Source organism: Roseateles sp. FW305-36 (assembly GCF_058787015.1).
Map to the genome: position 1 here is coordinate 178,769 of NZ_JBYSZK010000013.1, position 22,443 is coordinate 201,211.

At 67.3% G+C, this 22,443-nt stretch carries 23 protein-coding genes, 1 rRNA gene and 1 pseudogene; 4 read left to right on the plus strand and 21 right to left on the minus strand.

Annotated elements, in window-relative coordinates:
- The 5 genes from AC3WOE_RS22355 to AC3WOE_RS22375 are packed head-to-tail and all read right to left on the minus strand — an operon-like array spanning position 1 to position 5,256.
- On the minus strand, positions 1 to 1,161 hold the full coding sequence (locus AC3WOE_RS22355) for a DegT/DnrJ/EryC1/StrS family aminotransferase (RefSeq protein WP_492693602.1): 1,161 nt from the start codon (positions 1,159 to 1,161) through the stop codon (positions 1 to 3).
- A 33-nt stretch (positions 1,162 to 1,194) separates the two neighbouring features.
- Positions 1,195 to 2,421 carry a glycosyltransferase family 4 protein gene (locus AC3WOE_RS22360; protein ID WP_492693603.1) on the minus strand — a complete coding sequence of 409 codons (1,227 nt, stop codon included), beginning with the start codon at positions 2,419 to 2,421 and terminating at the stop codon, positions 1,195 to 1,197.
- Positions 2,418 to 3,494 (minus strand): glycosyltransferase, encoded by a 1,077-nt coding sequence (locus AC3WOE_RS22365; protein WP_492693604.1) that lies wholly within the window; start codon positions 3,492 to 3,494, stop codon positions 2,418 to 2,420. Before AC3WOE_RS22365 ends, AC3WOE_RS22360 begins: the two co-directional genes overlap by 4 nt.
- Positions 3,491 to 4,060, minus strand: coding sequence for an acyltransferase (locus tag AC3WOE_RS22370; protein WP_492693625.1), 570 nt, complete (start codon positions 4,058 to 4,060; stop codon positions 3,491 to 3,493). Before AC3WOE_RS22370 ends, AC3WOE_RS22365 begins: the two co-directional genes overlap by 4 nt.
- Positions 4,060 to 5,256 (minus strand): lipopolysaccharide biosynthesis protein, encoded by a 1,197-nt coding sequence (locus tag AC3WOE_RS22375; RefSeq protein ID WP_492693605.1) that lies wholly within the window; start codon positions 5,254 to 5,256, stop codon positions 4,060 to 4,062. The genes AC3WOE_RS22370 and AC3WOE_RS22375 overlap by 1 nt, the downstream gene beginning before the upstream one ends.
- 44 nt (positions 5,257 to 5,300) lie before the next feature.
- Between AC3WOE_RS22375 and lysS the strand changes: the two genes are divergently transcribed.
- The 3 genes from lysS (at position 5,301) to AC3WOE_RS22390 (ending at position 8,167) form a co-directional block, all read left to right on the plus strand.
- Positions 5,301 to 6,806, plus strand: a complete 1,506-nt coding sequence (gene lysS, locus AC3WOE_RS22380; RefSeq protein WP_492693606.1) for a lysine--tRNA ligase — start codon at positions 5,301 to 5,303, stop codon at positions 6,804 to 6,806.
- Positions 6,807 to 7,025: 219 nt separating this feature from the next.
- Positions 7,026 to 7,265, plus strand: coding sequence for a hypothetical protein (locus AC3WOE_RS22385; RefSeq protein WP_492693607.1), 240 nt, complete (start codon positions 7,026 to 7,028; stop codon positions 7,263 to 7,265).
- 101 nt (positions 7,266 to 7,366) lie between these two features.
- Positions 7,367 to 8,167, plus strand: a complete 801-nt coding sequence (locus AC3WOE_RS22390) for an SOS response-associated peptidase family protein (RefSeq protein ID WP_492693608.1) — start codon at positions 7,367 to 7,369, stop codon at positions 8,165 to 8,167.
- A 2-nt stretch (positions 8,168 to 8,169) separates the two neighbouring features.
- Here the strand turns inward: AC3WOE_RS22390 and AC3WOE_RS22395 are convergent.
- The 14 genes and pseudogenes from AC3WOE_RS22395 to AC3WOE_RS22460 form a co-directional block, all read right to left on the minus strand.
- A pseudogene (locus tag AC3WOE_RS22395) lies at positions 8,170 to 8,286 on the minus strand (sugar ABC transporter ATP-binding protein); the annotation flags it as partial.
- 37 nt (positions 8,287 to 8,323) lie between these two features.
- Positions 8,324 to 8,515 (minus strand): hypothetical protein, encoded by a 192-nt coding sequence (locus tag AC3WOE_RS22400; RefSeq protein WP_492693609.1) that lies wholly within the window; start codon positions 8,513 to 8,515, stop codon positions 8,324 to 8,326.
- A gap of 106 nt (positions 8,516 to 8,621) precedes the next feature.
- Positions 8,622 to 9,980, minus strand: a complete 1,359-nt coding sequence (locus tag AC3WOE_RS22405; protein ID WP_492693610.1) for a HipA domain-containing protein — start codon at positions 9,978 to 9,980, stop codon at positions 8,622 to 8,624.
- A gap of 10 nt (positions 9,981 to 9,990) precedes the next feature.
- On the minus strand, positions 9,991 to 10,293 hold the full coding sequence (locus tag AC3WOE_RS22410; protein WP_492693611.1) for a helix-turn-helix domain-containing protein: 303 nt from the start codon (positions 10,291 to 10,293) through the stop codon (positions 9,991 to 9,993).
- A 437-nt stretch (positions 10,294 to 10,730) separates the two neighbouring features.
- Positions 10,731 to 11,474, minus strand: a complete 744-nt coding sequence (locus AC3WOE_RS22415) for an ATP-binding cassette domain-containing protein (RefSeq protein ID WP_492693612.1) — start codon at positions 11,472 to 11,474, stop codon at positions 10,731 to 10,733.
- Positions 11,471 to 12,613, minus strand: a complete 1,143-nt coding sequence (locus AC3WOE_RS22420) for a sugar ABC transporter permease (protein WP_492693613.1) — start codon at positions 12,611 to 12,613, stop codon at positions 11,471 to 11,473. The genes AC3WOE_RS22415 and AC3WOE_RS22420 overlap by 4 nt, the downstream gene beginning before the upstream one ends.
- Positions 12,614 to 12,621: 8 nt before the next feature.
- Positions 12,622 to 13,647, minus strand: coding sequence for a substrate-binding domain-containing protein (locus AC3WOE_RS22425; protein ID WP_492693614.1), 1,026 nt, complete (start codon positions 13,645 to 13,647; stop codon positions 12,622 to 12,624).
- 117 nt (positions 13,648 to 13,764) lie between these two features.
- On the minus strand, positions 13,765 to 14,139 hold the full coding sequence (locus tag AC3WOE_RS22430) for a DUF4148 domain-containing protein (RefSeq protein ID WP_492693615.1): 375 nt from the start codon (positions 14,137 to 14,139) through the stop codon (positions 13,765 to 13,767).
- A 181-nt stretch (positions 14,140 to 14,320) separates the two neighbouring features.
- Entirely contained in the window at positions 14,321 to 15,109 is a 789-nt protein-coding gene (locus tag AC3WOE_RS22435) for an enoyl-CoA hydratase (protein ID WP_492693616.1), read from the minus strand.
- The gene (locus AC3WOE_RS22440) at positions 15,106 to 16,200 is read right to left on the minus strand and encodes a DUF3108 domain-containing protein (protein ID WP_492693617.1); all 1,095 of its coding nucleotides are present in this window, start codon (positions 16,198 to 16,200) and stop codon (positions 15,106 to 15,108) included. The genes AC3WOE_RS22435 and AC3WOE_RS22440 overlap by 4 nt, the downstream gene beginning before the upstream one ends.
- Before the next feature lie 7 nt (positions 16,201 to 16,207).
- Positions 16,208 to 17,917 (minus strand): M61 family metallopeptidase, encoded by a 1,710-nt coding sequence (locus AC3WOE_RS22445; protein WP_492693618.1) that lies wholly within the window; start codon positions 17,915 to 17,917, stop codon positions 16,208 to 16,210.
- Complete coding sequence (locus tag AC3WOE_RS22450; protein WP_492693619.1) at positions 17,917 to 18,354, minus strand: DUF3429 domain-containing protein; 438 nt, start codon at positions 18,352 to 18,354, stop codon at positions 17,917 to 17,919. Before AC3WOE_RS22450 ends, AC3WOE_RS22445 begins: the two co-directional genes overlap by 1 nt.
- 4 nt (positions 18,355 to 18,358) lie before the next feature.
- Positions 18,359 to 19,093: a DsbC family protein gene (locus AC3WOE_RS22455; RefSeq protein ID WP_492693620.1), complete on the minus strand. Its 735-nt coding sequence runs from the start codon at positions 19,091 to 19,093 to the stop codon at positions 18,359 to 18,361.
- Between the two features lie 20 nt (positions 19,094 to 19,113).
- Complete coding sequence (locus AC3WOE_RS22460; RefSeq protein WP_492693621.1) at positions 19,114 to 20,235, minus strand: FAD-dependent monooxygenase; 1,122 nt, start codon at positions 20,233 to 20,235, stop codon at positions 19,114 to 19,116.
- A 125-nt stretch (positions 20,236 to 20,360) separates the two neighbouring features.
- Here AC3WOE_RS22460 and ychF point away from each other — a divergent pair, with 125 nt between their 5' ends.
- Complete coding sequence (gene ychF, locus AC3WOE_RS22465; protein ID WP_492693622.1) at positions 20,361 to 21,452, plus strand: redox-regulated ATPase YchF; 1,092 nt, start codon at positions 20,361 to 20,363, stop codon at positions 21,450 to 21,452.
- A gap of 194 nt (positions 21,453 to 21,646) precedes the next feature.
- On the opposite strand, the gene AC3WOE_RS22470 is transcribed toward ychF, so the two are convergent.
- Together AC3WOE_RS22470 and rrf are read right to left on the minus strand one after the other, a co-directional pair.
- Positions 21,647 to 22,039: a hypothetical protein gene (locus AC3WOE_RS22470; protein ID WP_492693623.1), complete on the minus strand. Its 393-nt coding sequence runs from the start codon at positions 22,037 to 22,039 to the stop codon at positions 21,647 to 21,649.
- A 191-nt stretch (positions 22,040 to 22,230) separates the two neighbouring features.
- Positions 22,231 to 22,343, minus strand: a 5S ribosomal RNA gene (rrf, locus tag AC3WOE_RS22475).
- Positions 22,344 to 22,443: the final 100 nt, after the last annotated feature.

The following is a 22,443-nucleotide window of genomic DNA, read 5'->3' on the forward strand; positions in this document are numbered from 1 at the left end:
TCAGGTCAACAGCGCGCGCACCGCGGCAATGACACGCTCCACATCCGCATCGCTCATGGCCGTGTACAGCGGCAGGCTGACCGTGCGCTCGAACACCTTTTGCGCCTTGGGGAACTGCTCGGGCGTGAGGCCGTAGCGGTCGCGCCAGTAGGGGTGCAGATGCAGGGGCACGTAGTGCACGCTGCAGCCGATGCCGGCGGCGTACATGCCCTCGATGAAGGCATCGCGCGTGATGCCGGCCGCGTCGGCCAGGCGGATGACGTAGAGATGCCAGGAGTGCACGTCGCCCTCGGGCGCGTCCGGCGGCAGGATGACCGGCAGGTCGGCAAAGGCCTGCTGATAGCGCATCGCGATCTGCTCGCGGCGGATCTGGAAGGCCGGCAGGCGCTTGAGCTGGTGCAGGCCCAGGGCGGCGGCGATGTCGGTCAGGTTGTACTTGAAGCCCGGCGCGACGATCTCGTAGTACCAGCTCGGCACCTTGGCCGTGAAGCGGTCGAAGGCGTCGCGGCTCATGCCGTGCAGGCGCATCACGCGGGCGCGCTTGGCCAGTTCGGCATTGCGGGTCACGAGCATGCCGCCCTCGCCCGTCGTCATGGTCTTGTTGGCGTAGAAGCTGAAGACGGTGGCGTCGCTGCCCAGGGTGCCGATCAGCTCCTTTTCCAGCGTCGTCGGCAACGCATGCGCGGCGTCCTCGATGACGCGCAGGCCGTGGCGGCGGGCGATGTCGAGGATGGCCAGCATGTCCACGGCCAGGCCGGCGTAGTGCACCGGCAGGATGGCTTTGGTCTTGGGCGTGATCGCAGCCTCGATGGCGGCAATGTCAATGTTCAGCGTGGCCGGGTCGACGTCGACCAGCTTCACGTCGGCACCCAGGTAGCGCACCACCTCGGCGGTGGCGGTGAAGGTGTGGGTTGTCGTGATGACTTCGTCGCCAGGGCCTAAGCCGATGGCTTCCAAAGCCAGGTGCAGGCCGGCGGTGGCCGAGTTGACGGCGATGCATTCGATCTGCGGGTCACCCAGGAAGTCGGCAAAGGCCTGCTCGAAGCGCTTGGCCTTGGGACCGGTCGTGATCCAGCCGGATTTCAGCGTGTCGACGACTTCGGCGATCTCGTCGTCGCCGAGGTCGGGCAGGGCAAAGGGAAGGAAGGGCTGGGCGCTCATGGAACTGGATTTTCGACGATCAGGGCCGGCCGTTCAGGACAGGGCCTCGATGAAGCGGGCCGCGAGGACCGGAAAGGCGTGATTCGCCATCGCGAAGGCGCGGCCGCGCTGGCCCATGGCTTCGCGCTCGGCGGGTGACAGGGCGGCCAGCTTCAGCAGGCCCTGGGCCACCGCTTCGGCGTCTTCGGGCGGCACGGTCAGTCCGGCGCCGGCCTCGGCCACCGGGTCGTTGCCGGCCTCGACCGAGTGCAGCACCGCGCGGCCGGCCATCAGGTAGTCGATGAGCTTGTTGGGCGCGATGCCGAAGCGGTAGATGGGCGTGCGCTGCCAGCCGATGTAGGCGATGTCGAAGTGGCCCAGCAGCGTCGGGATCTGGGCCTTGGGGATGGGCGCGAAGAAGCGCACATTCGTCAGCCCCTCGGTCTGGACGCGCTCGGCCAGGCGCGTGGCCTCGTGGCCGCTGCCCACCAGCACGAAACTGATGGGCTGGTCGCGCAGCCTGGCGGCAGCATCGAGCAGCACGTCCAGCGCATTGGGCAGGCCCATGGAGCCGGCATAGCCGACGATGACGCGGCCGGCGGCGCGCTCGGCGTCCAGATGCGCCGCCAGGGTCGCGCCCAGTGGCGCGCTCTCGCCCTGCCATTCCTCAGGCGCAAAGCCATTGGGCACGATGCACAGCCGCTTCAGGTCCAGGCCCTTGGATGCCATGTGCTCCTGCACGCAGGGCAGCATGGAGACGACGACGTCGGCATCGCGGTAGGCATCGGCCTCGGCCTTGCCGCACATCAGCACGAAAGGATGGCGGGGCGACATGCCCGACAGCTCGATCAGCGACAGCGGCCAGAGATCGTGCACCTCGTAGACCAGCTTGGCCTTGGCGAGCTTGGCGAGCTTCTTGGCCACCCAGACGTCCATGGGATAGGTGCTGGACGCGATGACGGCATCGGGCCGGAACTCGCGCGTCAGCCGCCAAGCGTCGGCACGCAGCTGGCGCAAGAAGGACATGATGTTGCGCAGCCGGCCCACGCCGTTGCCGGCGTAATGCGGCGTGGGCAGCCAGCGGTAGCGGATGCCGTCGATGATCTCCTCGCGCGGCACGCCCTGCATCTGCGGCTGCACCGCCCGCACATGCGAGTAGCTGGCCGCGACGATGGTGACCTCATGCCCCGCCCTGACCCATTCGCGGGCCAGGTAGTAGGGCCGGAACTCCATGCCATGGGCGGGCGAGCCGGCGTAGTGGTTGACGAGCAGGATCCTCATGCCGGGGTCAGTTCCTTGAGCCGGGTCAGGAAGCGCTGTACATGGGGTTCGAACAGGCCGTTCACCGCCACCCAGTCACGGTTGACCGCGGCGAGCTTGCCCGCGTCCAGTGCCGCCATGCGAGCTGGCAGGTCGTCCAGCGAACCGACGATCAGGCCGCGCGCGGAGTCGCCGATCAGCTCGCGATTGGCAGGAAGCTCGGAAAGCAGCGGCACGCAGCCATGGGCCATGGCTTCGAGCACCGAGACCGACACCGAGTCGCTCTCGGGCAGGCTGAGGAACCAGGTCGAGCGGGCGTAGTGGCCGGCCTGGGCCGACGCATCGAGGCGGCCGACGAAGCTGACTTTGTCGGCCAGGCCGCGGGCAGCGACATCGGTCTCCAGCGCCTGGCGCAGCGAACCGTCATTGGCGACGACGAGGCGAGCCTCGGGCTGGGCCGCGGCGATGCGCGCAAATGCGTCGATGACGAGCTGCGGCCGGTAGATGGGCTCCAGGCCGCGATTGGCGAAGCACAGCCAGGGCTGCTTCTTCGCGTTCTGTTTGGGCATGGCTTCCAGGCCGAAGGGAAAGACCATGACCTCGCCGGCGCCAAGCTCGCGCATGCGCTCGGCCATGTAGACCGAGTCCGAGGTCGTGATGGCGCAGCTGCGCAGGGCCTTCTTCGTGAGCCAGCGCCAAGCGCCGCCGCGCTGGGGCGTGACGAGGATGTCGCTGCCCCAGGCCGAGCCGGCGATCTGGGCGCGCAGGCGCCAGCCCAGCTTGGCGGCCCAGGCCAGGGTGCCGTGAGAGGTCAGATAGTGGGCGTGAATCCAGTCCGGGTCGGTGTCGGCCAGCCAGGCGCCGGCCTTGGGCAGTTGCTTGATCAGCGCGACATTGCCGCCGGCGTGATCAGGCGCGGTGTTCAACGCCAGCCGGCGCGCATCGGGCAGCAGTTGCAGGAATTCGGGCAGGAAGCCGCGCGACGAGATGGCATGCAGTTGCACACGCGGGTTCAGCGCCCGGGCCCACTTCAGCAGATGCGGGCTTTCGCCGTCGCCGATGAGGACGAGTTTCAGACCTCCACCCAAGCTCACGGGACAGCCTTTCCGGCCCAGGCCTCGTAGGCCTCGCGCAATTCGGGATGGCGGGCCAGCAGGGACGCATCACGCTCGCGCGTGTCGCCCACCTGGCGGGCCGGTTGGCCGGCCATGATGGCGAAGTCGGGTGCCTCGCCGCGCAGCTGCGAATAGGCGCACAGGATGGCGCCCTTGCCCAGCGTGCTGCCAGCCTCGATGAGGCTGTGCGGGCCGACAAAGCTGTAGGCGCCGAGCCGGACGGGCGCCTTGCGGTAGCCCGGCAGTTCACCGCCCAGCGTGGCGAAACGTCGGCCGTTGACGCGCAGCGCGTTGTGCGTGCTGTGGGTCACGATGGAACAGAAATTGGTGATCTGCACGCCTTCCTCGATGACGAGGCCGGCGCCGGCGTCGATGAAATTGAACTGACCGATGAAGACGTGATCCGCGAGCCGCAGGCCGGCTTCGCCTTCGATGCAGGTGCTGGGCGCGATGCGCGAATGCGGCGCGCCGGCCTCGCCGAACAGCATGCGAAAGCCCAGCAGCCGCAGGAGGCGGCGACGGCAGCGGTTGAGGAAGGCGCGCATCATTCCCAGGTCCAGAGTGCCCAGAAGAAGTAGCCGAAGTAGAGCAGCATCGCCGCGGACACGCCCCAGCCGGCACCGGCCAGGCCGCCCAGCCACAACCCGGCCGCCAGCCCGCCGATGAAAAGCACCTGTCCGACCAGGGCCAGCTTCAGCCCCCAGGCCTGGGCGCCCCAGGCCATCAGCACGACGGACAGCGGCGCGGCGATGAAATGCAGGGCCACATACGGCGCCAGCGACCGCGCCAGCTCGCCGGCACCGCGCCATTCGGGGCCGAAGACGGTGGCGAACAGCCAGGGGCCGAAGGCCAGCAGGACCAGCATCAGCGGCAGCGCCAGGGCGGCCAGCAGCAGCAGGTTCTGGCGCACCAGCACGCGCGCTTCGGCGAGGCTGGCGGCCTGCGTCAGCCGCGGATACAGGGCCTGCGACAGCGAGCCGCCGACGAGGGACGCCGGCGCCTTGAGATAGCGCAGGGCCAGGGCCCAGGCGCCGGCCTCGGGTGCGCCCAGCCAGGCCGTCAACAGCGTGATGGCCAGGGTGTCCTGCAGGGCGCCCGCAAAGGCATGGGGCGTGTTCAGCAGCGGGAAGTCGCGATGTCTGGCGGCCATCTCGCGCAGAGGCTGGGGCTGCAGCAGGCCGCGCCAGCCGCCGGCAGGTGCGGGTCGGGCCTGCATCGTGGCCGCCGCGGCGGTGGCCAGGGTCGCGCCGCCGATCAGACCCCAGGGGCCGGCCTGCAGCAGCCCGAAGCCGACCTGGGCCAGGGCGCCGCCGCCCCATTGCACGACGCGGGCCCGGGCAAGGGCCGCGAATTCGCCCGCGCGGGCCGCCCACTGGGCCAGGGCCTGGCTGGCGGCGGCCGCCAGCACGATCATCGGCATGGCCGCAGCGGCGGGGAGATCGGCCCAGAGCATCCAGGCCGCACCGACGATGACGGCCATGGCCGTCATGGCCAGCAGCATGCGCAGGCACAGGGCCAAGAGGGTCGCGGCGCCGGCATCGTCCTTCTCCAGGGCCAGCGCGAACTCGTAGCGGGCGCAGCCGACGACGGCCAGATTGCTGGCCACGGTCCAGACCAGGGAGAACTGGCCGTACTCGGCTGGCGTGTACAGGCGTGCGATCCACGGCCCCAGCAAAAGCGGGATGGCCTGGGCCAGCGCGCTGCCGGCTAGCAAGGTGAGAGTGGCGCGCTTCAAGCTCATGGGGCGCGAGATTCTAGAATCGACGGTTCGACTGAAGGCCCGCAATGACCACGACCCCTCCGACCCCCGCTACCGACGACAACCAACTGATCGCCGAGCGCCGCGCCAAACTGGCCGCGCTGCGGGCCGCCACGGCGGTGCCCTTCCCCAACGATTTCAAGCCCCAGCACCGTGCCCAGCCCCTGCAGGCTCAGTATGGCGAGGTGCCCAACGAGGAGCTGGAGCCGCAAGCCGTCAAGGTGACGGTGGCCGGCCGCATGATGCTCAAGCGCATGATGGGCAAGGCCAGCTTCTGCACCCTGCAGGACGCCACCGGCCGCATCCAGCTGCGCGTCACCATCGACAACGTCGGGCCTGAGGTCTACGACGCCTTCAAGCACTGGGACCTGGGCGACATCCTGGGCGCCGAAGGCACGCTGATGCGCACCAAGACCGGCGAGCTGTCCGTCGCCGTGACGACGCTGCGCCTGCTGACCAAGAGCCTGCGCCCGCTGCCGGACAAGTTCCACGGCATGTCCGACCAGGAGCAGAAGTACCGCCAGCGCTATGTCGACCTGATCACCGACGAGGACGCCCGCAAGCGCTTCACGGCCCGCTCCAAGGCCGTGTCGGCCATCCGCAGCTTCATGGTCGACCATGGCTTCCTGGAAGTCGAGACGCCCATGCTCCACCCCATCCCGGGTGGCGCGAACGCCAAGCCCTTCAAGACCCACCACAACGCGCTGGACCAGGAGATGTTCCTGCGCATCGCGCCTGAGCTCTATCTGAAGCGCCTGGTGGTGGGCGGCTTCGAGCGCGTGTTCGAGATCAACCGCAACTTCCGCAACGAAGGCATCTCGGTCCGGCACAACCCCGAGTTCACGATGATGGAGTTCTATGCGGCCTACTGGACGCATCACGACCAGATGGACTTCACCGAGGCCGTGCTGCGCCATGCCGCCGTCGCCGCCACCGGCAGCGCCGCCCTCACCTACGCCGGCAAGCCGGTCGCCCTGGACAAGCCCTTCGCCCGCGTGTCGGTGCGTGACTCGCTGATCCAGTTCGCCGGCCTGACCGGTGAAGAGGCCGACAACCCCGAGGTGCTGCGCGCCAAGATCGTCGCTGCCGGTGAGGAGGCCCCCGCCCGCTGGAGCCTGGCCGAGCTGCAGTTCGGCCTGTTCGAGGCCGTCGTCGAAGAGAAGCTGTGGGAGCCCACCTTCATCATCGACTATCCGGTCGAGGTCTCGCCGCTGGCGCGCGCCTCGGACGCCAACCCCAAGATCACCGAGCGCTTCGAGCTCTTCATCACCGGTCGCGAGTACGCCAACGGCTTCTCCGAGCTGAATGACGCCGAGGACCAGGCCGCGCGCTTCCACGCCCAGGTGGCCAACAAGGACGCCGGCGACGAAGAAGCGATGTTCTTCGACGCGGACTTCATCCGCGCGCTGGAATACGGCATGCCCCCGACCGGCGGCTGCGGCATCGGCATCGACCGGCTGATGATGCTGATCACCGACAGCCCGTCGATCCGCGACGTCATCCTGTTCCCGGCGTTGCGCCGAGAGGCGTGACGACGTAGGTCGCTCGGACCCGGCTCACAGCCGGACCAGTTTCTTGAAGCGCCCATGCAGGCATCCAGCCGGCATGGGCGCTTTGCCATGGACACCGCTTTCGGCCTACCTGGAAGGCCTGCCAGTGATTCAGACACTCTCGCCGCTGTAGATTTGCAGTGGGGGCGCCGGTCTTGGTCCGCATCCGCCACAAGAGCGGAAGCCGTTGGGAGCTGAACGATGTATCAGCAGCGCATTGAAGAGAAACACCGCGAACTTGAGGACGCGCAAATCATGCTGCGGGCCGCACGCAAGGCCGCACTGGATGCCGAAGGGAGGGACCGCATCTCCGGATCCCAATTGGTTGAGCTTCGGCTGGAGCTGACCCGCGCGGAGGAAAACGCCTTCTGGCTGAGTGCCGAGCTCGACGCCTTGAATGAGCTGCAGGCCGAGCATCTTGAAGCCATGCGGATTTGGTGAGCGAGCCACCCGTTCGGGTGCACTCCTCAGATGCTGCCAGGGCATCGCGAATACTGTTTTTGTATACAGTACTATTTGCCTCGAATCGTCAAGGAACTCGCGTGCGCAGCAACCACGAACCCGTCACCGATGCCGACCGGCTGCTTTCGACGTTCGGCGTGACCTTGCCGGCTGGCGCCGAGCTGGGTCGGCCCGGCAGCACCGATGTCATGGCTCCGTTCATCGTCCAGGCCCCGCACCCGGTCGCCGACGCGCTGGGCGACGTCAACGTCGGCACGTGGGGGCTGCGGCCCGCCTTGGCGCAGCACATCAGCACGACCACCCAGACTGGGCACTGCCGCGTCGAAACGATGAAATCGGACCCGACCTTCCGGGAAAGCTGGTGGTCCGGCCGGCGCTGCGTCGTTCCCGTGGAGCGGCTGACCGAATGGTGCTACGCCTGCGGCCGGCCGGGCCTGTGGAGCGTCCACCGCACGGACGAGCAGCCCATGGGGCTGGCCGGCCTGTGGAAGGCCTGGACGAGCCCGACGGGTGAGACGCTGCAATCGTTCTGCGTGCTGACCCTCAACGCCGAGGGGCATGACGTCTTCGATCGCCTGAAGCACCCGACGCACGAGAAGCGCATGCCGGTGATCCTGCCCGTCCAAGCTCAGCGGCAGTGGCTGCAGGGCACGGGAGCACAGGCAGAACGGCTGCTCGTTCGCTTCCCGGCCGAGCAACTGCATGCCTTCCCGCTGGAGCCCGCGAGCGGGCCTTCGCGACTCGACGGGCCCGATGAAGCGGACATGTTCGCGGACGAATGGTGGGCCACCGCGTCCCAGGTGTCGCGCAAGAAGCGTCTCGTCGTGAGGCGCAAGCCGGTCGATGTGCCCGCGCCGACCACGGGCGACCTGTTCGGCTGACACTAGGCCACAGCAGCCGGCGCCTTCCCTGCAATGATCATCGCCAGCACCTCGTCCTCGGTCACATCGGCCGTGCGGCAGGTGGCGACAGGGCGGCCGTTCTTCATGACCACGCCTCGCGGCCGGAAGGTCGACCCTCCGCGCTTATCCAGCGCCTCAATCCGGGGACCACGACTGCGCTTTGGATAGCGTCGTCATCTGCATCGCCCTCATGCAGGCGTCGAGCCGATGGGGGCGCTCCCGCAGGTCCTGAATGGCCTTGGTCAGGCCGGTTTCGATGCTGTCGCCATCGGCCGTCGCCGCCTTGGCGATGGCGGCGCGCAGCAGTGCCTTGGGCGGCTGCATCATGAGCAGATCAATCAGGTAACGGCTGAAGACGCTGTCGTCACGCCAGCGATCCGACCAGTGATTTCGCCGCCGCCAGCACAAGCTGCAGGAGCGCTTCTCCGCGCTCTTAAAGGTACTTTTCCTTCAAGCGCGCGGCGTCCGCCACTAACTGCGTGAGCCGCTGGGACTGTTTCGCCACACAACCGGCGATGCCCTGTACGAAGGCACGCTCGACCTCGCCTTCGTAGGCGGCGTCTTCAGCCTGAGCCGCAGCCGCTGCTTCGGCAAGCTTTGCCAGCCGCTGGCCTTCCCGGCGCATCAGCTTGCGGTCGATGCCGCAGCGTGCGGCGAAGTCGGCCAAGGCGAAGGGCGACACCTCGGCGTGACTGAATACGTCGCCGTAGGCCATGGCCAGTTCAGCGTCGAGTGCGTCGTACTGCAGGACGCTCACCAGGTCGTACCAAGGCGTCGGTTCAAGGAGGCCGCCCGGGCGCACGAAGAACGAGTAATTCTTGCCGTGCGCGTCGCTGTTGCCAATCAGGAACTGGAAGAGCGCCCAACGGAGCATGGTCAGCCTGGAGGCGGCTTTGTTGGCCGTGATGTCGGCACAGCCGAACAGGCGTTCGAAGCTCACGCCGTCTCGAATGTTGCGCACCGCCTCGGCGTTGCCCAGGTTGCGCTCGTACTTGTACGTCAAGGGCAGGTCGCAGGCCTGGCAGGCGTCGATGATGTGCCGGCGGAGAACCCGCGGCTGGCCGCCGACGTTCCGGACCTCGCGGTCAAAGCGCCGCACGACCAGCACGGGCCGAGGCGTGCGCAGCAGCTCCACCTCGGCAGCCGGTAGGCCCATACGGCGGGCGAGCGACATGCAGAAGTGTTCATTGACCGCCAGGTGGGGCGTCGTCGGGTTGGCGGCGTCGGGTTTGAGGATGTGCGTCGACGCCAGTCGCTGCCCATTCACCAGGAAGAGCCGCCCGCCCTGGCTCAGCGGTCGGTCGAGGTAGACCAGCAGTTTGTCCTGCAGTCCAGCCACCGACATGCGCACCTTGCCATCCCACACCGTCAGCGGCACGTGCGCTCTCTCAGCGATGCGTTGGTCGAGTTCGTGCCGGGGGATTTCTCGCAAGACGGGTTCGCCCTCCGCCTGTGCCGCTGCAGCGCCGCCCGTGAACCGCAGGGCGCCCGCTGTCTCGGCGCCCAGGGCCCAGATGAGACCGAAGATGTTGCTCTTGGCCAGGCCGTTGTAGGCGACGGCCACATCCAGGGCCCTGCCTTCGGGCAACAGATGCTCGATGAAGCGCTTGACGGAAGCAGACGGGTAGTCGGCCGGCGGACGCGTCAGGGGCAGGGCCGGCGACAGGGGGAAGGACTGCGTGTCAGCAACCCAAGGCTCGACATAGCTCAGACTCCAGCGGTCGTCGCGACCCTCATGTTCGATAGTCGCAACTCGGGTCTCTTCCGCCCAGACATGCAGCGCGTGGGCCATGCTTGCCGCCTCACGCCTCGCGGTGGCTGGCGGGCGCCGACGGGCTGTTTGTGGCAGCCTCGCGGGCCCAAGGGTGCTCTTTGGGCAGCACCATCAGCGCCAGGCCCAAACCGTCGAGCACGGTCATCGCCTTGTCCAGGCGCACCGACCCTTGGCCGTTCTCGAGCCGGGACATCAGATCCACCGATACGCCAAGCAGACCGGCGGCATCGTCGATGCGCAGCGACTGCGACTTGCGGCGCTCGCGCACGATCGGGCCCAGCTCTGGGGCTGACTTCAGCAGGGTCGGGTGGCGGCGGGACGCATCAGTCATTTCGGAGTTTCAGTTACTGCGATCTTGAGCAGAAGCTTTCAGAGTCAATTTCTGCTTTTCCGAAATTGTAGCCAAACACTGCAAATCAACAGCGAGAATTTCGTCAAATCAGAAATTCAGCGCCATTCCGGTCGTTCTGGCGTTGTGCGTCGGCGGCTGGGCCCTGAACGTTCCGCCAGCGCCCGGACGGTAGCGTGACCGACTCGCCCATTGAGGCCCAAGCTGTTTCGAGTGCCTCGACGGCTCGCGGAGCACTCGGCACGCGCATAGGGCGTCCGGGTCACCCTCAGGTGACGCAGTCGCATTTCTTGCCAAGGTCGACAGTCTGACGACAAGGCTTTGGCCCGGCGTTGGCCGGTGAAGCAACGTCGTAACGCGGTCGGTTTGTTTCTCATTCTGTTCGTAATCGACCGATTGAACAAAATGAGAAACAACGATCACTGAGTCATGGGCGCCTTGCCTGCAATGATCATTGCCAGCACCTCGTCCTCAGTCACGTCCGACGTGCGGCAGGTGGCCACGGGCCGGCCGTTCTTCATGACCATCAGTCGGCTGGACAGCGCGAACACGTCCGGCATGTCGTGGGTGACCAGCAGGATGCCCACGCCCTCGGCGCTCAGCCGCCGGATCAGGTCGTGCACCATGGCCGTCTCGGCGGGGCCGAGAGCCGCGCAAGGCTCGTCCATGATCAGCACACGGGCCTTGAACTGCAGGGCCCGCGCGATGGCCACGACCTGACGCTGGCCGCCCGACAGGGACATCACCGGGTCGGCGATGTTCTTGAAGTTGGGGTTCAGCCGGGCGAACAGCGGCACCGCGGCGGCGCGCATGGCGGCGTCGTCGAGCAGGCCCAGGCGGGTGCGCATTTCGCGGCCGAGGAAGAGGTTGGCGACCGAGTCCAGGTTGTCGGCCAGGGCCAGCTTCTGGTGGATGGTCTCGATGCCGGCGGCGCGGGAATCGGCCGGGCTCGCGAACTTCACAGGCTGGCCGTTCAGCAGCAACTCGCCACCGTCGAAAGGCAGCGCGCCCGCCAGCATCTGCATCAGCGTGGACTTGCCGGCACCGTTGTGGCCCAGCACGGCCAGCACCTCGCCGGGCGCCAGGCTCAAGGAGACGCCGTCGACCGCATGCACGCCGCCAAAGGATTTGCGCGCCTCGCGCACTTCAAGCAAAGCGCTCATTTCTGCACCACACGGTCAAACACAACGGCGGCCACCAGCACCTGGCCGAGCACGACCATGCGCCAGCCTATGGCCACATCGGTCAGCAGCAGGCCGCTGTCGATGCTCTGGATGATGAGGGCGCCCAGCACCGTGCCGCCGACGCTGCCGCTGCCACCGGCCAGGCTGACGCCGCCGATGACGGCCGCCGCGATGACGGTCAGCTCCATGCCCGTGCCCATCGAGTTGGTGCCGGCATTCAGGCGCGCCATCGCGACGATGGCGGCCAGCGCGACGAGCGCGGCCAGCAGCAGATTGAGCTGGATCATCACGCGCCGCACCGGAATACCGGCCAGACGCGCGGCGTCGGGATTGCCGCCAATGGCATAGACGTAGCGGCCAAAGCGCGTGTGCTTGGCGATGAAGCCCAGCAGCAGCACGACGGCGACCCAGATCACCATGGGCAGCGGCAGGCCCTGGCCCTGTTCCTGGCCTTCGATCTTGTAGGCGTTGAAGACGGCCACGATGCCGAACACCGCGACCGCGGCGAGCCCGCCCTTGATCAGCTCATGCTTGATGTCGCCCGGCACGCCGCCGGCGCGCAATTGCGCGCGACGCTGCACGACCTGCCAGCCCCACAGCAAAGCCACCAGGCCCACGCCCAGCAACCAGCTGCCGCGCTCGCCCAACGAGCCGTCCAGGCCGCCACCCAGGGCCAGCAGCCAGGGCTCGGTGACGGGTTGCGTCTTGCCGTCGGCCACCAGGAAGGCCACGCCGCGCAGCGACACCAGGCCGCCCAGGGTCACGACAAAGGACGGGATGCCGATGACGGCGGACAGCCAGCCCTGGAACAGGCCGACCACCAGCGCCAGGCCCAAGCCCGCGAACAGCGAGGCGACGACCGACCAGCCTTGGGTGTACTGCAGCCAGGCCATCAGCACGCCGACGGCGCCGAGCAATGAGCCCACGGCGAGGTCGATCTGGCGCGCCACGATGATCAGCGCCATGCCGCTGGCGACGATTCCGACGACGGCGGTCTGCTGGGCGATGTTGTAGAGGTTCTCTGCCGTCAGGAAGCTGCCGGTGAGCAGATGAAAGCCGATGGCGATGGCCACCAGCACGGCCGCCATGACGGCGAGCCGCTGGGTCTGGGCGCTCATCGCCTCTCCTATTTGCAGGCCGCGGGGGCCTTGGCGGCGTCGACGCCCTTGCAGACGACGGCCTTGCTGACCCAGCCGGCGCTGATGACCTGATCCAGGTTGGCCTGCGTGATCGCCACCGGTGCCAGGAACTTGGCCTGCAGCGAGACCTTGCGCTCACCACCGGCCCAGGACGCGGCACCGTCGACCTTCTGGCCGGCCGCCAGTTGCACTGCGGCCGCTGCAGCCTCCTTGCCCAGGGCGCGCGAGTCCTTCCAGACCGACACCGTCTGCGTGCCCAGCGCAATGCGGTTCAGGGCCGCATGGTCGGCATCCTGGCCGCTGACCGGCACGCCCTTGACGCCACGGCCCGCGAGTGCGGCGATGGCACCACCGGCCGTGCCGTCGTTGCTGGCCACGACCGCGTCGACGCCGCCCTTCAGGCGGGTCAGGATCTGCTCCATGTTCTTCTGGGCCACCTCGGGCTTCCAGCCGTCGGTGTATTCCTCGGCGACGATCTTCACGTCACCCTTCTTGACGGCATCGGCCAGCGCGTCCTGCTGACCGGCGCGCAGGAAGTCGGCATTGGGGTCGCTGGGCGAGCCCTTGATCATCACGTAGCGGCCCTGGGGCTTGGCGGCCAGCACGGCCTTGGCCTGCAGGCGGCCGACCTCGCGGTTGTCGAAGGTCAGATAGAAGACCTCGGGGGCCTCGATGAGGCGGTCATAGGCCACGACCGGAACCTTGCGCGCCTTGGCCTTGTTCAGGGCCGGGACGATGGCGTCCTTGTCCATGGCCAGGATGATGAGCACCTTGGCGCCCTTGGCCAGCAGGGACTCGACGTCGCCGATCTGCTTCTCGGGTGAGCCGCCGGCATCGGCACTCACATAGCTGGCACCCTGGCGGGCCAGTTCGGCCTTGATCGCGGCCTCATCGGTCTTCCAGCGTTCTTCCTGGAAGTTGGACCAGCTCACGCCGACCACGGGGCCGGAAGCCAGCGCTGTCATCGAGGCCGTCAGCAGCGCCGTCGCTGCCCACATCTGCTGCATTCGCATCTTGTCTCCAATGCCCTTGTCGTGCGGGCCGCGGATTCTAGGAACGCAGGCAAGAAAAAAGCGACCCTCTCGGGTCGCCTTTCATCGGTTTGAAACCGCTTTGTTTCAGCGCTTGGCTTAGCGCGAAGCCACGCCGGTGGCCGGACGAACGATGCGGGCCGGGAAATCGCCCAGTTCGCGAGCGGCGTTCTCGCCGTGGTCAGCGGCCAGCGCAGCGGCGGTCTTCTCGTCGGCGCGGTACTCGGCCGTCTTGGAGGTCAGCACGGCCTGACGGGGCAGCTTGACGGTGGCGACGGCGGCCGCCTTGGCGGTGGCGGGGGTCGTCACTTCGACGCCCTTTTCGCCCTGGATGGCGGCCAGTTCACCGCTGTTGCGGGCGGCGACCAGGTCGGCAATCACTTGCTCGCGGGTCAGCGGGGTGGCGGTTTGGGCCGATGCGGCACCCGCGGCGATCAGGAGGGTGGCGGCGATGACGGTAGACAGCTTGCTCATGACGGGCTCCTCAGTACTGGCAGGATGGTCCTGCTTCGGGTCATTCGGACATCGCGACCGCGATGTCCATGGCCTGAACTGTAGGCAGCCGGTCTTGGTAGAAATACTAGGCCGACATGAACTGACTATTCATTGAACGCAAACAGTTACCCCTAGATCGTCATCGCTTCGCCACATCCAATCAACGGTGCTCGAAGTTCGGCGCACGCTTGGCCAGAAAGGCTTCCATGCCCTCGCGCTGGTCGTGGCTGCCGAACAGCGCATGGAAATAGCGGCGCTCCACGGCCACGCCATCGGTCAGCGGGCCCTGGTAGGCGAGGTTGACGAGTTCCTTGATCAGCATGACCGAGGGCCCGCTGAAGCCGTTGATGGTTTCGGCCGCCGCCAGGGCTTCCTCGAGCAGCTTGTCGGCCGGCACGACGCGCGACACCAGGCCGGCGCTTTCGGCCTCGGCCGCGCCCATCATGCGGGCGGTCAGCAGCATGTCCATGGCCTTGCTCTTGCCCACGGCACGCGGCAGGCGCTGAGTGCCACCGGCGCCGGGCACGATGCCAAGCTTGATCTCGGGCTGGCCGAACTTGGCCGAGTCGGCCGCGATGATGAAGTCGCACATCATGGCCAGCTCGCAGCCGCCGCCCAGCGCAAAGCCTGCCACTGCGGCGATGACGGGCTTGCGCACCTGCAGGATGGTCTCCCAGTTCTTGGAGATCAGCCCGCTCTTGAAGGCGGAGGCGAAGGTGTGGGGCAGCATGGTCGGGATGTCGGCCCCGGCCGCGAAGGCCCGCTCGGAGCCGGTCAGCACGATGCAGCCGATGCTGTCGTCGGCATCGAAGGCCAGCAGGGCCTCGCCCATCTCGTCCATCAGCTGGTCGTTCAGCGCGTTCAGCGCCTTGGGACGGTTCAGCGTGATCAACGCGGTCTTGCGCGGGCCGTCGCCGTGGACGGCGGTGATGATGCATTCGTAGCTCATGGGCTGGTTCTCCTGGGAATGTCGTTGTTGCTGGATTCTGGCGCGGCCTGCAGCGGCGCGCTCTTGAGCATGAGGTCGATATGGGTGTCGGCGTCCTGGCGGATCACGAGGCGCACGGGCAGGTATTGCAGCGAGGGCGCGAGCCAGACCTCGGCTGTCAGATCGCCGCTACCGGCCGGCCGGGTGGGCTTCAGATGCCAGGTCGCCATCGGCCCCATCGGGGTGTCCAGCGTCTCCTCGCCGATGACCTCGTACTGCCAGGCGTATTGCCGGCGCGGCAGCACCAGCGGGAACTGCAGGACGCGGCCGACCTGCAGCGGCTCGCGGCCGGTCAGGAAGAGCCAGGTCAGCTGCACGAACTGGCTGGCCGAATCCTGGGCGCCGCGCATGACCGGCTCGCGCGCGCCGGTCGCCAGCTGCACCTCGGTGCCGAGGAAGAAGACGCTGACCCGACGGCGCTCGCTGAGGATGACTTTGGTCTCCTCGTCATAGCGCTGGGGCGCGATGCCCTCCGGTGTCAGCTGGCCCTGGCTGCTCATGCGCCGCGTGATCAGCGGCGCAAAGCTGGGGCCGACACCGACGTCCAGATGAACCTGGTAGTCCCGGCCCTGGCGCAGCCATTCGACCTGGGCCTGGCCGCTGACCGGGCCCCGGTAGTTGCCCGTCAGCACATAGCTGAGCCGGGTGGACAGCGGCCATTCGGGGCCGGGCTCGTTGTCGGCTGGGGCCGATGCAGCCTGGGCGACCGAGGCCGCTTCAACGGGCTGCGAGGCCGCCTGCGCAAGGGGCTCCGGCGGTGGCGCTGGCCGGGATTCAGGCTCGGGTGCCGAGGCCGCACTGGCCGGCGAAGCGGCCGCCACGACGGGGGCCTTGGGTCGCATCGGCCGGCTGGGCCTTGGCGACTGGACATGCCGGGCCGGCGGTGGCTGCAATTGCATCTCGCGCACCAGGGCCACCTGCAGGCGAGGCGGCATGGGCGGTGGTCCCTCGCTGACCCAACCTTCGTGGATGCGCTGCACCTCCTGGCCGAGCAGCAGGTGCAGGATCAGCACGGCCAGCACCAGCAGGCCCGGTGGCCGCGGTGTTCTCATCGTCGGCTCAGGCGCCGAGCCAGCGGCGGCGTGCTGCGTGAGGGCCGTCGGCCAGCGTCAGAGCGACGGAGGCGGATTGAGGCGGCCGCAGGTCGACATCGAGCTCGACCAGGCGCTGATCGCGGCTGACCAGCAGCCGCAGCCGCGTCTGTCCGCTGCCCAGCAGCGCCAGCACGTCGTCGAGACGACGCAGGCGCCAGCCATTGCAGCCGATGATCTCGTCGCGCGCATTGAGGCCCCCAGCCTCGGCCGCGCCGCCGGTCAGCACGTGCGTCACGCCGACGCCGGTGAGCGCCGTCTCGCGCACGCGCAGGCCCAGGCGCTGGGCCACGCTGGCACGCCCCTCGTCACGCCAGGCGATGCCATGCTCCTGCAGCAGCTCGCGCAGCGGCAGCTCGTCGGTGCCATGCACCCAGGCTTGCAGTTGCGCCGCGATGTCTTCGCCGCCAAGCGTCGTCACGGCCGTCAGGATGTCGGCCTCGCTGACAGGCCCGCCGGCGCTGCGCTTCCACAGCCGCTTCATCAGGGCATCCAGGCTGGACTTGCGTCCACGCAGACTCAGATCCAGGCAGAGGGCAACCAGCGCGCCCTGGCCGTAGTAGTTGCTGGCCGCGTTGACGCTGTTCTCGTCGGGCCGGTAGTACTTGGTCCAGGCCTCGAAGCTAGCCGAAGCGAGTGGCTGCACGCGCCGTCCCGGTGAGGCGAGAACGCCATTGAGCGAGGCGGCCAGCAGCTTCAGATAGCGCGGCCCGTCCACGAGGCCCGCGCGTCTCAGCATCAACTCGTCGTAATAGCTGGTGAAGCCCTCGAAGAACCACAGCAACTCGGTGTAGTTCTCGCGCTGGTAGTCGAAGCTCGCGAACTCGGCCGGGCGCAGCCGCTTCACGTTCCAGGCGTGGAAGTACTCGTGGCTGAACAGGCCCAGCAGGCGTGCGTAGTTGTCGCTCGGGGCCGCGGCTTCGGCGGCCGTGGGCAGCTCGCGCCGCGCGCAGATCAGGGCCGTGCTGGCGCGGTGTTCCAGGCCACCATGGCCGTCATCCACGGCCCACAGCAGGAAGCTGTAGCGCTCGAAGGGCGCTTCGCCCCAGAACTCGATCTGGGCCTCGCAGATGCGCTTGACGTCGGCCAGCAGGCGCTCGCCGTCGAAGCTGGGCCAGGCGCCGGCGACGACGATGCGATGCGGCACGCCGGCGGCGACGAACTCGCCCTGCCAATGCGCGCCGATTTCGAAGGGGTGATCGAGCAGCTCGTCGTAGCCGTCGGCCTCCCAGCCCCCATCGGCCTCACGCATCTCGGTCGCGACCTGCCATTCCTTGGGCAGGCGCGCAAGCTCGATGCGATGCACCTGATCTTCGCGGTCATGCGCGCGGAGGCACAGACTGCTGGCGTTGAAGAAGGCGCGCTGGCTGTCCAGCCACGCCGTGCGCACCGACGCATCGAAGGCATAGACCTCGTAGCTCAGCGTCAGGGCTGCGCGACCGCTGCAGCGCACGCGCCAGCTGGCCTTGTCGATCTGCTCGACCGCCAACTCGCGACTGCCCTGGCGCGCCGCCAGCCCGTTCATCTGCTTGGCGAATTCGCGCACCAGATAGCTGCCGGGGATCCACACCGGCAGTCTGAAGATCTGCTCGGCCGCAGGGCTGGTGAGGGTCAGCGTGACGCGGTAGCGGTGGGCCGCGATGTCGGCCAGCTCGATGCGGTAGCTCGGCCCGCGCATCAGCTACCCGCGGCGGCGAGGAAACAGCTCAACGCCGCGACGGCGGTGAGCCGAAAGCGCAGGGTCAGCCAGTCAGCCGCGCCGAACTGCGGGTAGACGCGCCTGTCCATCACGTAGCAGGCGATCAGCACGCCACCCAGCAGGGCCAGGCCGGCATGCGGCGGCATCAGCACACCCAGCCAACCCAGCAGCGTCGCGCCGACGCCCCAAACCAGCGGCCGCCTCTCGGGCAGGCCGCGGATGAAGGACAGGCCCCAATGGATGCCGCCGAGGAAGGACGCGATGAGGGCCGCATAGGTGGCCGTGGCGAACCGTACGAAGCGGTAGGGATCCTCGTCGCGCGGGTCGATCAGCCAGATCAACGCGCAGCCCAGCATCAGCGGCACGAGTCCGGCATAACCCAGCCGATGCGCGAGCTGGCGCAGTTCAGCCGTCATGGTGTCAGGACTTGCTGGCCGGCGCGGCCAGGGCTTGCAGGCGCTTTTCCAGTTCCACGGGGCCGACGGCACCGGGGATGCGGTTGCCGTCTTCCAGCAGGATGGCCGGCGTGCCGTTCACATGGATCTTGCGCGACAGCGCCAGGTTGCGCTCGATGGCAGCGTCGTCGCACGAAGCCGGCGCCTTGCCCGGCTGCTCGCCCTTGAGCATCCAGCTCAGCCAGGCATTGGCACTGTCCTTGGAGCACCAGATCGCACGCGTCTTCTCGGGCGAATCGCCGCCGAGGATGGGGATGAGGAAGGTGTAGACGGTGACGTCCTTGAGCTCCTGCAGGCCCTTCTCGAAGCGCTTGCAATAGCCACAGTTGGGGTCCGCGAAGACGGCGATGCGGCGCTTGCCGGTCCCGTTCTTCCACATGACCGCATCCTTGAAGGGCAGGCTGGCGAAGTCGACGCGATTGAGCTGGGTGATGCGCTCCTCGGTCAGGTTCTTCTTGGCCTTCAGGTCGATGAGCTCGCCTTCAATGAGGAAGTTGGCCGCGGCATCCGTGTAGCGGATCTCGCTGCCGATGCGCACCTCCCACAGCCCGGGCATGGCCGACGGGCGCACCTCGTCGATCTTGGGAGCGTTGGGCATGCGCTCGGCAAAGGCCTTGCGGATAGCAGCTTCGTTGGCCAGCGCGGGCAGGCTGACGGCGACGAGCAGGAGGGCCAGAAGGCGGGAGGCGAGAGAGCGCACGATGAGAAGCCGGTTGAGTTTCAGAGCCCGAGTGCGCGCTGGGTCAGCCAGCGCTTGACGGGAGTGAGTTGGTTGAGTGCGTCCAGCCCGCGGTTGCGCAGCCCCTGGACGGCGGGAGAGGAATTCGCGAAGAGGCGCTGCAGCACATCGGTCAGCTCGCCCATCGCCAGCGTCGGCGCCAGGCGCTCGCGGGCATAGCGACGCAGCAGCCGCTCGTCGCCCAGCGGGCGCCAGGCCTCGCGCCCGGACAGCACGCGCGTCAGCGCCGCGACATCCCCCAGGCCCAGATTCAGGCCTTGGCCGGCGAGAGGATGGACGATATGGGCAGCATCGCCGAGCAGCACCCAGCCCGAACCGCTGACCGCGTCCGCGCGGGCAAGGGCCAGCGGCCAGCTCGAGCGCTCGCTGCCCAGGCTCAGTTCGCCCGCGGCGCCCAAGGTGGCCGCATTGAGTTCGCGTTCGAAGTCGGCGGCCGGCAAAGCCTGCAATTGCTCGGCTCTCGCCTCGGCGCAGGACCAGACAAGGCCGTAGGACGCCCCCGGCGTCGGCTTCTCGAACGGCAGCAAGGCCAGCACCTCACCACCAGATTGGAACCATTGGCGGGCAATACCTTGGTGGGGCCGATCAGCGCTGACCCTCGCGGCGAGCGCGCGGTGGCCGTAGGGCTTGGGCTTGAAGTCGACACCCAAGGCAGCGCGCGCAGCGGACTCACGACCCTCGCACAGAGCTGTCAGAGCCGCAGGCGTGCCTTCGGCGACGTTGTGCACATGCGGAGAGAAACGCAGCGCGGTCGCCAGTTGAGTATCAAGCGCCGCGGCATCGACGATGACCGCCAGTTCGCGCAGACCCTGCTGCCAGGCTGAAAAACTCAAGCGCCCGGCGGCCTGATCGGCGGCCGCATCGCCGCTGACGACCATGTCGAACACCGGGCTGACCGCATCAGCCGGCAGGCTGTCCCAGATCTTCAATTCGGTCAGCAGCGCCACCGACGCGGCATTGAGGGCGTAGGTCCGCACGTCGTCCGCACGAGGCGTTTCCGGCGCGCCGGTCATGCCGACGGTGAGACCCTGGGCCGCAAGGCTCAGCGCCAGGCTGCTGCCCACGGCACCCCGCCCCCTGACCAATACATCCACGCTTTGCATCAGCCGATTGTAGGCAGGGGGTATGACCGCATTGGGCGCTGGGGCTGGCGGTGCGCAGGCCGATTAAAATCGTCAGCTTCGGCACCGGCTCTCCGCCGGCTGCTGCGCCACCAGAAAGACCCGTCATGAGCCTCAAATGCGGCATCGTGGGCCTGCCCAACGTCGGCAAGTCCACGCTTTTCAATGCCCTGACCAAAGCCGGCATCGCCGCCGAGAACTATCCCTTCTGCACGATCGAGCCCAACGTCGGCATCGTTGAACTGCCGGATCCGCGCCTGGCGGCGCTGGCCGAGATCGTCAAGCCCGAGCGCGTCATGCCCGCCGTCGTCGAGTTCGTCGACATTGCCGGCTTGGTTGCCGGCGCAAGCAAGGGTGAAGGTCTGGGCAATCAGTTCCTGTCGCACATTCGGGAGACCGACGCCATCGTCAACGTGGTGCGCTGCTTCGAGGACCCCAACGTCATCCACGTCAACGGCAAGGTCGACCCGATTTCCGACATCGAGGTGATACAGACCGAACTTTGCCTGGCCGACCTCGGCACCGTCGAGAAAAGCCTGCATCGCTACAACAAGGTCGCCCGCGCCGGCGACAAGGAAGCCATCGCGCTGGTCAAGGTTCTTGAGAAGTGCCAGGCCGCGCTGGACCAGGCGAAGCCGGTGCGCACCATCGACTTCAGCAAGGAAGAGCTGGGCATTCTCAAGCCCCTGTGCCTGATCACGGCCAAGCCCGCCATGTTCGTCGGCAACGTCTCGGAAGACGGCTTCGAGAACAACCCCTTCCTCGAGCGCCTGAAGGAATACGCCGCGGCCCAGAATGGCCCCGTAGTGGCGATCTGCGCCAAGACGGAGTCCGAGCTGTCCGAGATGGAAGACGCGGACCGCGCGATGTTCCTGGCCGAGATGGGCCAGGACGAACCCGGATTGAACCGCCTGATTCGCGCCGCCTTCAAGTTGCTCGGCCTGCAAACCTACTTCACCGCTGGCGTGAAGGAAGTGCGCGCCTGGACCATCCACATCGGCGACACCGGCCCGCAAGCCGCCGCGGTCATTCACACCGACTTCGAGCGCGGCTACATCCGCGCCCAGACCATCGCCTACGACGACTTCATCCAGTATCGCGGTGAGCAGGGCGCCAAGGATGCAGGAAAGATGCGCGCGGAAGGCAAGGAATACGTCGTCAAGGATGGCGATGTGCTGCATTTCCTGTTCAACGTTTGAGCCGCTGACACGCAAAGGAAAGGCCAGCAGTTGCTGGCCTTTTTTTGTTTGTCGGCGCTCGGGGCTGGGAGCGCCAACTGCGGACAACCTCGTGGCACCCCAGTCCTCTATGGCTGCAAAGGAGACTGAAGTCATCGGCTGTCCAATTGAGCGGCGCACCCAAGGGTGCTACCGACCGCAGCGTGCTCGCGCTCTTAGAAGAGCGTCACAGGGGCCGCGGAAAGCGACTTGCATTTGACGCCGTGCGCGCGCGGCGCCGTCTGCAAATCATGCCGCAGTCGAGGGACGAGTTGCTGGGTATTCGATGAGCAAGTCGGCACGCATGCGGCACTGGGCCGATAGCTCACAAAGCCCTCATGGATCACCTCAGGAGGTGGCCGCGCCACCCCTTCGCTTGCGGCTTCGATGGCCTTCATGGCGTCGCCAGAGTAGTTGGCGGCGAGCTTACCCAGATCCAGTACGCTGAAGTGCCACACCGATGGCTTCAGCAATTTGGAAGTGGATGTCCGCATTTGCTGCTGCAGTTCGCCCGCAGCGCGGCGCAATTGATGCTCGCCGCCAATGTCAGACCGCAGCGCCAGAAACAACTCGTACTCGCTGGCCGGCCTGCAGCCCGGGGCGTCGTAGGCACCCGGGTTACACCGAGTCTCCGAACCCAGGCAATTCAAATTGATCGCCAGACATGGCTCAGACTCAAACGGATCGAAAGCGTCGATTCTGGCGCCGCAAAAGCGAAACCCCCACCAGTTTTCACTGATGGGGGTTGGCTTTAATAATAGCCTGACGATGACCTACTTTCACACGGGAATCCGCACTATCATCGGCGCTGGCTCGTTTCACTGTCCTGTTCGGGATGGGAAGGAGTGGGACCAAGTCGCTATGGTCGTCAGGCTTGACTGGTTGGCTTGTTGACAGGGTCAACAAACCCAATTCGTAGAGTCAGCAGAGTTTCTCTGCACACAGCTTTCGCTGCGGAATCAGTTTAATTTGA

What these genes read in the sequence shown, in the direction of transcription:
- AC3WOE_RS22355 (WP_492693602.1), bottom strand. Translation starts at nt 1,161, where the DNA reads ATGAGCGCCCAGCCCTTCCTTCCCTTTGCCCTGCCCGACCTCGGCGAC.
- AC3WOE_RS22360 (WP_492693603.1), bottom strand. Translation starts at nt 2,421, where the DNA reads ATGAGGATCCTGCTCGTCAACCACTACGCCGGCTCGCCCGCCCATGGC.
- AC3WOE_RS22370 (WP_492693625.1), bottom strand. Translation starts at nt 4,060, where the DNA reads ATGCGCGCCTTCCTCAACCGCTGCCGTCGCCGCCTCCTGCGGCTGCTG.
- AC3WOE_RS22375 (WP_492693605.1), bottom strand. Translation starts at nt 5,256, where the DNA reads ATGAGCTTGAAGCGCGCCACTCTCACCTTGCTAGCCGGCAGCGCGCTG.
- lysS (WP_492693606.1), top strand. Translation starts at nt 5,301, where the DNA reads ATGACCACGACCCCTCCGACCCCCGCTACCGACGACAACCAACTGATC.
- AC3WOE_RS22385 (WP_492693607.1), top strand. Translation starts at nt 7,026, where the DNA reads ATGTATCAGCAGCGCATTGAAGAGAAACACCGCGAACTTGAGGACGCG.
- AC3WOE_RS22400 (WP_492693609.1), bottom strand. Translation starts at nt 8,515, where the DNA reads ATGATGCAGCCGCCCAAGGCACTGCTGCGCGCCGCCATCGCCAAGGCG.
- AC3WOE_RS22405 (WP_492693610.1), bottom strand. Translation starts at nt 9,980, where the DNA reads ATGGCCCACGCGCTGCATGTCTGGGCGGAAGAGACCCGAGTTGCGACT.
- AC3WOE_RS22410 (WP_492693611.1), bottom strand. Translation starts at nt 10,293, where the DNA reads ATGACTGATGCGTCCCGCCGCCACCCGACCCTGCTGAAGTCAGCCCCA.
- AC3WOE_RS22415 (WP_492693612.1), bottom strand. Translation starts at nt 11,474, where the DNA reads ATGAGCGCTTTGCTTGAAGTGCGCGAGGCGCGCAAATCCTTTGGCGGC.
- AC3WOE_RS22420 (WP_492693613.1), bottom strand. Translation starts at nt 12,613, where the DNA reads ATGAGCGCCCAGACCCAGCGGCTCGCCGTCATGGCGGCCGTGCTGGTG.
- AC3WOE_RS22425 (WP_492693614.1), bottom strand. Translation starts at nt 13,647, where the DNA reads ATGCGAATGCAGCAGATGTGGGCAGCGACGGCGCTGCTGACGGCCTCG.
- AC3WOE_RS22430 (WP_492693615.1), bottom strand. Translation starts at nt 14,139, where the DNA reads ATGAGCAAGCTGTCTACCGTCATCGCCGCCACCCTCCTGATCGCCGCG.
- AC3WOE_RS22435 (WP_492693616.1), bottom strand. Translation starts at nt 15,109, where the DNA reads ATGAGCTACGAATGCATCATCACCGCCGTCCACGGCGACGGCCCGCGC.
- AC3WOE_RS22440 (WP_492693617.1), bottom strand. Translation starts at nt 16,200, where the DNA reads ATGAGAACACCGCGGCCACCGGGCCTGCTGGTGCTGGCCGTGCTGATC.
- AC3WOE_RS22445 (WP_492693618.1), bottom strand. Translation starts at nt 17,917, where the DNA reads ATGCGCGGGCCGAGCTACCGCATCGAGCTGGCCGACATCGCGGCCCAC.
- AC3WOE_RS22450 (WP_492693619.1), bottom strand. Translation starts at nt 18,354, where the DNA reads ATGACGGCTGAACTGCGCCAGCTCGCGCATCGGCTGGGTTATGCCGGA.
- AC3WOE_RS22460 (WP_492693621.1), bottom strand. Translation starts at nt 20,235, where the DNA reads ATGCAAAGCGTGGATGTATTGGTCAGGGGGCGGGGTGCCGTGGGCAGC.
- ychF (WP_492693622.1), top strand. Translation starts at nt 20,361, where the DNA reads ATGAGCCTCAAATGCGGCATCGTGGGCCTGCCCAACGTCGGCAAGTCC.